Below are 10,581 nucleotides of genomic sequence, written 5' to 3' on the forward strand. Positions count from 1 at the left end.
GGAGGGAGAAGGTGTGGGCATGGATTCTGTGGGCTGAGGCCCTTCGCAAACCGCGGTACTTGCTTCGCCGCGCGGTGGGGCGGGCTGCATGGGCCCGGCCTTGGGGTGCTGAAGATGGCCTGGTGAAACCGGCATTTTATGCCCGGCAGGGATATTCCCCCCCGGGGTACAATCCGCTCTCTTTTTTTCTCCACACCTCTTCACTACGGACAGCCCCTGTCCGGAGGGACGCACCACCCCACCCATCCCGCGCGAATTCGTCTGACGAGCACAGCGCTTACCCTGCCCCTTCATAGGGGGAGTCTCTAGGTCAGGACCACCATGTCTGATTTAAGTCTTCAACTGCAGCAGGCCGCAAGCCAACTTCCGGTTTCCAGCTACTTCAGCGAGGCGCTGTTCCAGCGCGAAAAGGAAACGCTCTTCCAGCGCGGGCCCCGGTATGTGGGGCACCAACTCGCGGTTCCCCATGTGGGGGACTACCACGCACTGCCGCATGAGGCCGGTGGTCGCGCCCTGGTGCGCACCGACAAAGGGGTGGAGCTGGTCTCCAACGTGTGCCGCCACCGCCAGGCCGTCATGCTCAAGGGCCGGGGCAACCTCGGCGAGACCCGCAGCGGCAGCGCCGGCGGCAACATCGTCTGCCCTCTGCACCGCTGGACCTACAGTGGCACGCACGGTGAACAGGCCGGGCGCCTGCTCGGCGCGCCGCACTTCGAGCAGGACCCCTGCCTGAACCTCAACAACTACCCGCTGCGCGAGTGGAACGGTTTGCTGTTCGAGGACAACGGACGCGACGTGCAGGCCGACCTGGCGAACATGGGGCCGCGCGCCGCGCTCGACTTCGAGGGCATGGTGCTCGACCACGTGGAGCTGCACGAGTGCAACTACAACTGGAAGACCTTCATCGAGGTCTATCTGGAGGACTACCACGTCGCCCCCTTCCACCCGGGCCTGGGTGGTTTCGTTACCTGCGAAGACCTGCGCTGGGAGTTCAAGCCGGCGTACTCGGTGCAGACCGTCGGCCCGGCCAACCTGCTGGGCAAGGCCGGCAGCCCGGTCTACCAGCGCTGGCACGAGCAGCTGATGCAGTACCGCCAGGGCAAGATGCCCGAACACGGCGCGATCTGGCTCACCTACTACCCGCACATCATGGTGGAGTGGTACCCGCACGTGCTCACGGTCTCGACCCTGCACCCCGTCAGCGTGGACAAGACCCTCAACATGGTCGAGTTCTACTACCCCGAGGAAATCGCGGCCTTCGAGCGCGAGTTCGTCGAGGCGCAGCGCGCGGCGTACATGGAGACCTGCATCGAGGACGACGAGATCGCCGAACGCATGGACGCCGGGCGCAAGGCCCTGCTCGCGCGTGGCGACAACGAGGTCGGCCCCTATCAGAGCCCGATGGAAGACGGCATGCAGCACTTCCACGAGTGGTACCGCCGCCACATGGCGGGCGCCATCCCGGGCTGACGCCATCGGCACCGGCATGTGCCCTTCGCCCACAGGAGCCTGATCCATGCAGGCCCTGTGGATGCTGCTCGCCTCGCTGTTCTTCGCCTCCATGGGCGTGTGCATCAAGTTCGCGTCCAGCCACTTCAACAGTTTCGAGATCGTCTTCTACCGCGGCGTGGTGGGTGCGATCTTCCTGATCGCGATGACGCGCGTGAACGGCGTGTCGCTGCGCACCAGCATGCCCATGATGCATGTCTGGCGCAGCATCGTCGGCACGATCTCGCTCACCGCCTGGTTCTTCGCCATCGCCGCCCTGCCCCTGGCCACGGCCATGACGCTGAACTACATGAGCAGCGTGTGGATCGCCACCTTCCTGCTCGGCGGCGCCCTGCTCATGCAGGGGCGCAACGCCCCCATCCGCGAGCAGGGCCCCTTGTTCCTCACGGTGCTCATGGGCTTTGGCGGCGTGGCCATGATGCTGCGCCCCACACTGGCCGACCACCAGGTCGTGGGCGCGCTGGTGGGCCTGCTCTCGGGCATCTTCGCGGCCTTTGCCTACCTGCAGGTGGCCGCGCTCTCGCGCGCCGGGGAGCCCGAGAGCCGCACCGTCTTCTACTTCTCGATCGGCGCCGTGCTCGCCGGCGGGATCGGCATGCTGTTCGCGGGCGTGAGCCCCTGGCATTGGCCCAGCGCCCTGTGGCTGCTGCCCATCGGCCTGCTGGCCTTGTTCGGCCAGCTCTGCATGACGCGCGCCTACTCGCGCGGCGCGACCATGGTGGTGGCCAACCTGCAGTACTCGGGCATCGTGATCGCCGGCATCTACGGCATCGTCTTCTTCGGCGACCAGCTGCCGCTGATGGGCTGGCTGGGCATGGCGCTGATCATCGTCAGCGGCATCACCGCCACGGTGCTGCGCACCCGCACCGTGCCGAATGCACCCGCGGAAGAACACTGAGGGGCATCTGCCCCACAATGCGCGCATGCACACGACCCTGATCTCCGCACCCGAACTCCAGCAACTCATTGCCCGTGGCGCCCCGTTGCGCATCTTTGACTGCAGTTACGAGCTGATGAAGCCCGAGGCAGGCCTGGCCCAGTTCGAGGCCGAGCACCTCCCGGGCTCGGTGCACGTGCACCTGGAGCACCACCTGAGCGACAAGTCCGGCCCCGACCGCGCCAGCGGCGGGCGCCACCCGCTGCCCTCGCGCGCCACCTTCGCCGCCCGCCTGGGCCAGCTGGGCCTGGACAACAGCCAGCAGGTGGTGGTGCTGGACCGCCAGGCCATCACCACCAGCGGTCGCCTGTGGTGGATGCTCAAGTGGTGCGGCCACGAGGCCGTGGCCGTGCTGGACGGCGGGCTGGCGGCCTGGAAGGCGGCCGGCGGCGCGGTGGAAAGCGGTCCCGCGAATCCTCCGAAGCCAGCGGTCTTCGAACTGCGCGAGCCGCTGGCGCAGACCGTGAGCACAGCGGACATCGCCGGCGCGCTCGGGCGCCCCGCCATGACCCTGATCGACGCCCGCGCAGGTGCGCGCTTCCGCGGCGAGACCGAGCCGCTGGATCCGGTGGCCGGCCACGTCCCCGGCGCGCTCAACCGCCCTTTCGGTGACAACGCGGCGCCGGACGGTCGCTTCAAGCCCGCGGCCGAACTGCGCGCCGAGTTCGACCGCCTGCTCGCCGGCCGCGACCCCGCCACCGTGGTGCACCACTGCGGCAGCGGCGTGAGCGCCGTGCCCAACCTGCTGGCCATGGAAATCGCCGGCCTGGGCCGCGCGAAGCTCTACCCGGGCAGCTGGAGCGAGTGGTGCAACACGCCGGGCCTGCCCACGGCGCAGGGCTGACAGCGGGCGCCCGCCGACCGAATCCCATGCCTCCGACCTCCTCCCGCCTTCTGGAACCGACGGACCAGGCCCCCGCGCCGGACGGTCAGCGCAAGCGGGTGCTGGAGCTGCTGGCGCTGCTGACCGGCATCGCCGCGCTGATCGTGCTGGTGATCGACCTGATGTTCGCCAGCCCGGGGCAGCGCGAAGCCTGGATCGCGGCCTGCCTGGTCCTGGTGTCGGGTGTGGCCTATGCCCTGGTGCGCTGGGACCGCATTCACTACGTGGCTCCCCTGATCGTGATGGGCACGCTGGCCACGGCCGTGCTCTCGGTGGTCACCTACGGCTCGGTGCGCACGGCGGTGGGCTTCCTGTTCGTCGCGGCGGTGGCCGGCGCGGGCACCTTCCTCGGGCGCACCGCGCTCATTGCCACGGTCGCGGCGAGCGTGGGCGCGCTCGGTGTGCTGACGCTGGCCGAGGTCAATGGCTGGTTCAGCGCGACGCCCTATTTCGAAGTCGGCCTGCGCGTGTGGATCACGCACTCGGCCACCGTGATCGTGGTGGGCGTGATGGTCTATCACAGCGGGCGCCAGTTGCGCGAGGCGTTCGACCGGCAGAAGGCCGAGCTGGAGCTGCGCAAGAAAACCGAGCACCAGCGCGACCTCAACCTGGAGCGTTTCGCCCGCATCTTCCGCACCAGTCCCAGCCCCATGATCGCGCAGTCGGCCCGTTCCGGGATGATCCTGGACGTCAACCCCGCTTTCGAGCGCTGCTACGGCTACACCCGCGACCAGGCCCTGGGCCGACCCGACAGCTTCCTGTGGGCGGACCCCGAACAGCGGGAGACGTACCTGGCCGCCCTGTTCGCCGCGCGGCGCGCCGAACAGTACCCCGCGCGCGGCCAGCGCGCGGACGGCAGCACCTTCGAAGGCCTGGTCTCCAGCGAGATGGGCGACGACCGCGAAGACAAGCTGGTCATCACCACCATCAGCGATGTGAGCGCCCAGAACGAGGTCATGGAGCGGCTGCGCCGCTCAGAGGAGCGCTTCGCCAAGGCCTTCCATTTCAGCCCGCTGAACATGACGATCTCGCGCCTCTCGGACGGCGCCATCATCGAGGTCAACCGCGCGCAGGACCGCGCGCAGGGCCTGCTGCCGGAAGAGATCAGGGGCAAGACCTCGGTGGAAATCGGCGCCTGGCTGACCCCCAAGGACCGGGAAGCCTTCGTGGAACAGCTGCTGTGCGAAGGCCACATCGACGGCTACGAAACCCGCATGCGCCACAAGGACGGCTCGCTGGTGGACACCCGGATCTGGGCCGAGCTGCTGGACATCGACGGCGAGCCCTGCATCCTGGCCTGCACCGTCAGCATCACCGCCGAGAAGGAGCGCGAGGCGCTGCTGCTCAACGTGGCGCGCGGCGTGGCCGCCGAGACCGGCGAAGCCTTCTTCAGCGCGCTCACGCGCCACCTCTGCGAGGCCATCGGCTCGGACATGGTGGTGGTGGGCGAATGCCGCGACGACGGCCGCGTGCGCAGCCTGGCGATCCGCCAGGACGGGCAGGCCCGGCCCAACTTCACCTTCTCCATCGAAGGCACGCCCTGCGCGCGCTCCCTGCTCCAGCAGGACATGCTCATCTGCACGGACGGCCTGGCGCAGCAGTTCCCCCAGGCCACCAGCCTCATCGAGTCGGGCTGCCAGGCCTACCTGGGCAAGGCCCTGCGCGATGCCGACGGCACCGCCATCGGCGTGATCTTCGCGCTCTGGCGCCAGCCGGTGGAACTGCGCCCGGACACGCAGGCCCTGATCGCCATCTTCGCCGGCCGGGCCAATTCGGAGCTGGTGCGCCTGCGCCGCGACCGCGAGATCCAGCGCCTCAACGAGACGCTGGAGCATCGCGTGCGCGAGCGCACCGCCGACCTGCAGCAGCTCAACGCCGAGCTCGATTCGTTCGCGTACTCCGTGTCGCACGACCTCAAGTCACCGCTGCGCGCGATCGACGGCTTCACCCGCCTGCTGGAGGAGGAAGTGGGGCCGCGCCTGAGCGCCGACGAGCGCCAGCTGCTCGACCGGGTGCTCAGTTCCACCCAGCGCATGGGCTCATTGATCGACGACCTGCTGGCCCTGGCGCGCGTGAGCCAGGGCGTGCTGGCGCAGCAGACCGTGGACCTCAGCGCCATGGTGCAAGGCATCCTGGCGCAGGAGCAACTCAAGCAACCCGAGCGTGTGATCGAGCAGCGCATCACGCCCGATCTGCGCGCGCATTGCGACCCGCGCCTGGCGCGCATCGTGCTGGAAAACCTGCTGGCCAACGCGCTCAAGTACAGCCGCACGAAGGAACGCTCGGTGATCGAGTGGGGCCTGCTGCCACCGGTGGGTGGCGAACCCCGGATGTTCTATGTGCGGGACAACGGCGTGGGCTTCGACATGGCCTATGCCGACAAGCTGTTCAAGCCTTTCCAGCGCCTGCACATGCCCAGCGAGTTCGAGGGCACGGGCATCGGCCTGGCCACGGTGCGGCGCATCATCGAGCGCCATGGCGGCCACATCACCGGCGAAGGGCAGCCGGGTGCAGGAGCGCGCTTCTGCTTCTCGTTCGGGGACAGCGTCGCCGGCTAAAGCCGGCCAGTCTGTCTAGTGCGCCAAGCCGCTCACCACGGTCACCAGCGCGATCCCCACCAGCAACCACGCGATCTGCGCCACCGTGGCCGGCAGGCTCAGCCGCTTCTGCAGTTGCGGGATCAGGTCGGCCAGGGCCACGTAGACGAAGCTGCTGGACGCAGCGACCAGGAAATACGGCAGATAGTCCTGCAGCTGCGTGAGCAGGAAATAACCCAGCAGGCCGCCCAGCGCGGTGACCGTGCCCGCCAGCGAGACCTTGACCAGCGCGGCGCGCGAGTTGCGCGAGGTGTGGCGCAGCACCACCAGATCGCCCATGTGGTGCGGCACCTCGTGGGCCAGCACCGCCAGCGCGGCCACCACGCCCAGGCGCATGTCGGCCATGAAGGCCGAGGCGATCAGGATGCCGTCGCCGAAGGCGTGCACGCTGTCGCCGGCCAGCACCGTCCACCCGCCCGAGCGCGGCCCGTGGTCGTGACCGTGGTGGTGATGGCTGTGGCCAGGGTGGTGCGCGTGGTGGTCCTGAGGTTCGTGGTCGAGCAGGGCTTCCTCTTCCTGGCTGTGCTCGTGCCCGTGGTGCCACAGCTCGGCCTTGTCGAGCAGGAAGAAGAACACCAGACCGCCCAGCAGCATCGCGAACAGCTCGTGCGCGCCGGCCTCGCTCTCGAAGGCCTCGGGCAGCAGGTGCATGAAGGCCGTGGCCATCAGCGCCCCCGCCGCCAGGCTGAGCATGTGCTGGGTGTAGCGCGCCAGCATGGCCATGCTCAGCAGGGCCGCCAGCCAGACGCTGCCCACGCCCGCTGCGACGGTGCCGATGAGGATTGCCAACAGGGTCATTTGCTTGTCACCACGAAAAAAGGCCGCCCCAGGGCGGCCTTCGTTGAACGGAGGGTGGCCCGATCAGGCCACGCCGTGCTGCTTGAACCAGGCCAGCGCCCGCTTCCACCCGTCTTCCGCCGCTTCCTTGCGGAAACTCGGCCGGTAGTCGGCGTGAAAGGCGTGCGGTGCGTCCGGATACACCACGAAGGTCGATGCCTTGGCCGCCGCGTTGCCGGCCGCCAGGGCGGCTTTCATCTTATCAACCGTGTCAAGGGGGATGCCCGTGTCCGCGCCGCCGTACAGGCCCAGCACGGGGCCATTGAGCCTGGCCGCCACGTCCACGGGCTGTTTCGGGTTGAGCGGGGTCGCATCGCCCACCAGGCGGCCGTACCAGGCCACGCCGGCCTTCACGGCCGGGTTGTGCGCGCTGTACAGCCAGACCTGGCGCCCACCCCAGCAGAAACCGGTGATGCCCACCTTGCCCGCGTCTCCGCCATTGGCGGCGGCCCACTTCACGGTGGCATCCAGGTCGCCCAGCACCTGCGCATCGGGCACCTTGGAGATCACTTCCGAGATGAGCTTGGCCATTTCGCCGTAGCCCTGGGCATCGCCCTGGCGCACGAACAGCTCGGGCGCGATGGCCAGGTAACCGGCCCGGGCGAAGCGGTTGGCGGTGTCGGCGATGTACTCGTGCACGCCAAAGATCTCGGACAGCACCAGCACCACCGGCAGGCCGGTCTTGCCGGCCGGCGCGGCGCGGTAGGCGGGCATCTTGAAGCCGTTGACGTCGATCGTCACCTCGCCCACGGTCAGGCCATCGGTGGGCGTCTTGATCGCCGTCTGCGCCATCAGGGGCAGCGCGGAGGCCGCATAGCCCACGCCGAGCGCGGCTTTCAGGGCGGTCCGGCGGGTGGCACCGTGTTCGGTGGACTGGCCGGGCAGCAAGGCGTCGAGGTCCTGCACGTGTTGTTCTTCGAGCATCGTCGTGTCTCCTTCTTCGGGGGTTGAAAAACTACCTGACTTCGGGGCGCGCCCGAAGTTCAACCGGCGTGAGCGCTCAATGGGCCTTGTCCCAGTTGGGGCCGACGCCGACCTCGGCCAAGAGGGGCACCTTGAGCGCGGCCACGCCGGCCATCAGGTGCGGGATCTCGGTCTTCAACCAGTCGACCTCGCCCTCGGGCACCTCGAACACCAGTTCGTCGTGCACCTGCATGATCATCTTCGTGCCCCGGCGCTGCTCGTCCAGCGCGGCCTGCACCGCCACCATGCTGAGCTTGATCAGGTCGGCCGCCGTGCCCTGCATGGGGGCGTTGATGGCCTGCCGCTCCAGCGCCGACAGCTTCGCGCCCTTGGCGTTCTTGATGTCGGGCAGCACCAGGCGCCGGCCGAACACCGTCTCGATGTAACCCACGTCCTTGGCCCGCTGGCGCGTTTCGTCCATGTAGCGCCGCACCCCCTCGAAGCGCTCGAAGTAGCGCGTGATGTAGTTCTTGGCCGCCGTGTTGTCGATGCCCAAGGCCTTGGCCAGACCGAACGAGCCCATGCCATAGATCAGGCCGAAGTTGATCACCTTGGCGTAGCGGCGCTGCTCGCTGCTGACCTGCGCCGTCTCCACGCCGAACACCTCGGCGGCGGTCGCGCGGTGCACGTCCAGCCCTTCGTGGAAGGCGCGCAGCAGGGCTTCGTCGCCGCTGATGTGGGCCATGATGCGCAGCTCGATCTGCGAGTAGTCGGCGCTGGCGATCACGCTGCCCGCGGGCGCCACGAAAGCCTCGCGCACGCGCCGGCCTTCGGGCGTGCGGATCGGGATGTTCTGCAGGTTGGGGTCGTTGCTGGAGAGCCGCCCGGTCACCGCCACGGCCTGGGCATAGTGCGTGTGCACGCGCCCGGTGCGCGGCAGCGCCATCTGGGCCAGCTTGTCGGTGTAGGTGCCCTTGAGCTTGGACAGGCTGCGGTGCTCCAGGATCTTGGCAGGCAGCGGGTAGTCTTCGGCGAGTTTCTCCAGCACCTCCTCGTCGGTGCTGCGCGCGCCGGTCGCGGTCTTCTTGATGACGGGCAGGCCGAGCTTGTCGAAGAAGATCTCGCCGAGCTGCTTGGGGCTGCCCAGGTTGAAGGGCTGGCCGGCGATGGCGTAGGCCTCCTGCTCCAGCGCCACGATGCGCTGGCCCAGCTCGTTGCTTTGCGCGGCCAGCGTGGGGGCATCGATCAGCACGCCGTTGCGCTCGATGCGGTACAGCGCCTCACTGCTGGCGATCTCGAGTTCGTAGATGAACCGGAGCTTTTCGTCCGCCTGCAGCTGCGGCCACAGCACCCGGTGCACGTCCAGCGTCTGGTCGCTGTCCTCGCACGAGTACTCGGCGGCCTTGGCCACGTCCACCTGCGCGAACGGGATCTGGTGCGCGCCCTTGCCGCACAGGTCTTCGTAGTTGATGCCCTGGCGGCCCAGGTGGCGCTCGGCCAGGCTGGCCAGGCCGTGCGGCTTGTGCACCTCCAGCACGTAGCTCTGCAGCATGGTGTCGTGCACATAGCCCCGCACCTCGATGCCGTGGTTGGCGAACACGTGGCGGTCGTACTTCACGTGCTGGCCGAGCTTGTGCTTCGCCGGGTCTTCCAGCCAGGGTTTGAGCTTGGCCAGCACCTCGTCGAACGGCAGCTGCTCGGGCGCGTCGGGCCCGGCGTGGCGCAGCGGAATGTAGGCGGCCTCGCCCGGCGTCACGCTGAAGCTGATGCCCACGATCTCGGCACGCATCTCGTCGAGCGAGGTGGTCTCGGTGTCCAGCGCCACCAGCTCGGCCGCCAGCACGCGCTGCAGCCAGCTGTCGAACAGCGCCCAGGTGAGGATGGTGTCGTAGCGCAGGTTGGTGGTGCGCTCGGCGCTGCCGCTCAGGTCGGGCTCGTCGAACAGGCCGGGCGAGCCCTCGTCCGCCGGGCCTTTGGCCTTGGCCTTCGCCTGGCTCTTTTCGATCAGCTCCGGTGGCACGTCGTGCTGCGACAGCGACTTGACCAGGCCCTTGAAGCCGTAGGTCTCGCCGAACGCCTTGAGCGCCTCGCTGTCCTGCCCGTTGATCGTGATGGCCTCCAGCGAGGGCAGGCCCTCGATGTGGTCCTGGAGATCGCAGTCGGTCTTGATGGTGAGCAGTTCCCGCCCCTTGGGCAGCCAATCGAGCGCGTTGCGCAGGTTCTCGCCCGCCGCGCCCTTGATTTCGCCCGCGCGCGCCACCAGCGCCTCCAGCGAGCCGTATTCCGTCAGCCATTTCACGGCGGTCTTGGGGCCGACCTTGGGCACGCCCGGCACGTTGTCCACCTGATCCCCCACCAGCGTCTGGTAGTCCAGCATCAGGCTGGGCGGCACGCCGAACTCCGCGGTCACGCCGGCCACGTCGCGCCGGCGGTCGTTCATGGTGTCGATCACGGTGATGTGCTCGTTGACCAGCTGGCTCAGGTCCTTGTCGCCGCTGGAGATGATGCAGTCGATGCCCTGCTGCGCGGCCACGTGGGCCAGCGTGCCGATCACGTCGTCGGCCTCCACGCCCGGCACGTCCAGCACTTTCCAGCCCAGCAGCTTCACCACCTCGTGGATCGGGGCGATCTGCGCGCGCAGGTCATCGGGCATGGGCGAGCGGTTGGCCTTGTACTCGGGGTACAGCGCGTCGCGGAAGGTCGGGCCCTTGGCGTCGAAAACGCAGGCGGCGTAGTCGGCGCGCACGTCCTTGCGCAGCTTCTGCATCATGTTGATCATGATGCGGATGGCGCCGGTTTTCAGGACCGTGCCATCGGGCAAGGTGGTGCTCATGGCCTCACCGCCGGCGAAGAACGCGCGGTACAGGTAGCTGGAGCCGTCGACCAGCAGCAGGGTCTTCTGGCCGGTGGGGGTG

7 protein-coding genes are annotated in these 10,581 nt (G+C 68.4%); 4 read left to right on the forward strand and 3 right to left on the reverse strand.

Features of this window, described 5'->3' with window-relative positions:
• Nucleotides 1-321: 321 nt before the first annotated feature.
• Genes AC3WPZ_RS26275 through AC3WPZ_RS26290 form a run of 4 tightly spaced genes read left to right on the forward strand, consistent with a single transcriptional unit; the run spans nucleotide 322 to nucleotide 5,887 of the window.
• On the forward strand, nucleotides 322-1,470 hold the full coding sequence (locus AC3WPZ_RS26275) for an aromatic ring-hydroxylating oxygenase subunit alpha (RefSeq protein ID WP_382323744.1): 1,149 nt from the start codon (nucleotides 322-324) through the stop codon (nucleotides 1,468-1,470).
• A 46-nt stretch (nucleotides 1,471-1,516) separates the two neighbouring features.
• Nucleotides 1,517-2,407: a DMT family transporter gene (locus tag AC3WPZ_RS26280; protein WP_444688179.1), complete on the forward strand. Its 891-nt coding sequence runs from the start codon at nucleotides 1,517-1,519 to the stop codon at nucleotides 2,405-2,407.
• A gap of 25 nt (nucleotides 2,408-2,432) precedes the next feature.
• Nucleotides 2,433-3,290: a sulfurtransferase gene (locus tag AC3WPZ_RS26285; RefSeq protein WP_492442319.1), complete on the forward strand. Its 858-nt coding sequence runs from the start codon at nucleotides 2,433-2,435 to the stop codon at nucleotides 3,288-3,290.
• 26 nt (nucleotides 3,291-3,316) lie between these two features.
• On the forward strand, nucleotides 3,317-5,887 hold the full coding sequence (locus AC3WPZ_RS26290; protein ID WP_492442321.1) for a PAS domain S-box protein: 2,571 nt from the start codon (nucleotides 3,317-3,319) through the stop codon (nucleotides 5,885-5,887).
• A gap of 15 nt (nucleotides 5,888-5,902) precedes the next feature.
• Here AC3WPZ_RS26290 and AC3WPZ_RS26295 read toward each other — a convergent pair whose 3' ends face one another.
• The 3 genes from AC3WPZ_RS26295 to polA all read right to left on the reverse strand — a co-directional run.
• Nucleotides 5,903-6,724, reverse strand: a complete 822-nt coding sequence (locus tag AC3WPZ_RS26295; protein ID WP_291117636.1) for a ZIP family metal transporter — start codon at nucleotides 6,722-6,724, stop codon at nucleotides 5,903-5,905.
• Nucleotides 6,725-6,787: 63 nt separating this feature from the next.
• Nucleotides 6,788-7,687 carry a dienelactone hydrolase family protein gene (locus AC3WPZ_RS26300; protein WP_492442323.1) on the reverse strand — a complete coding sequence of 300 codons (900 nt, stop codon included), beginning with the start codon at nucleotides 7,685-7,687 and terminating at the stop codon, nucleotides 6,788-6,790.
• 76 nt (nucleotides 7,688-7,763) lie between these two features.
• On the reverse strand, nucleotides 7,764-10,581 hold a 2,818-nt coding region (polA, locus tag AC3WPZ_RS26305), incomplete at its 5' end, for a DNA polymerase I (protein WP_492442325.1).

The organism is Hydrogenophaga sp. FW305-3-2-15-A-LB1 (assembly GCF_058787875.1).

Excerpts from the sequence above, each read along its gene's own strand:
- AC3WPZ_RS26280 (WP_444688179.1), top strand. The coding sequence starts at position 1,517 with ATGCAGGCCCTGTGGATGCTGCTCGCCTCGCTGTTCTTCGCCTCCATG.
- AC3WPZ_RS26300 (WP_492442323.1), bottom strand. The coding sequence starts at position 7,687 with ATGCTCGAAGAACAACACGTGCAGGACCTCGACGCCTTGCTGCCCGGC.
- AC3WPZ_RS26285 (WP_492442319.1), top strand. The coding sequence starts at position 2,433 with ATGCACACGACCCTGATCTCCGCACCCGAACTCCAGCAACTCATTGCC.
- AC3WPZ_RS26295 (WP_291117636.1), bottom strand. The coding sequence starts at position 6,724 with ATGACCCTGTTGGCAATCCTCATCGGCACCGTCGCAGCGGGCGTGGGC.
- AC3WPZ_RS26290 (WP_492442321.1), top strand. The coding sequence starts at position 3,317 with ATGCCTCCGACCTCCTCCCGCCTTCTGGAACCGACGGACCAGGCCCCC.
- AC3WPZ_RS26275 (WP_382323744.1), top strand. The coding sequence starts at position 322 with ATGTCTGATTTAAGTCTTCAACTGCAGCAGGCCGCAAGCCAACTTCCG.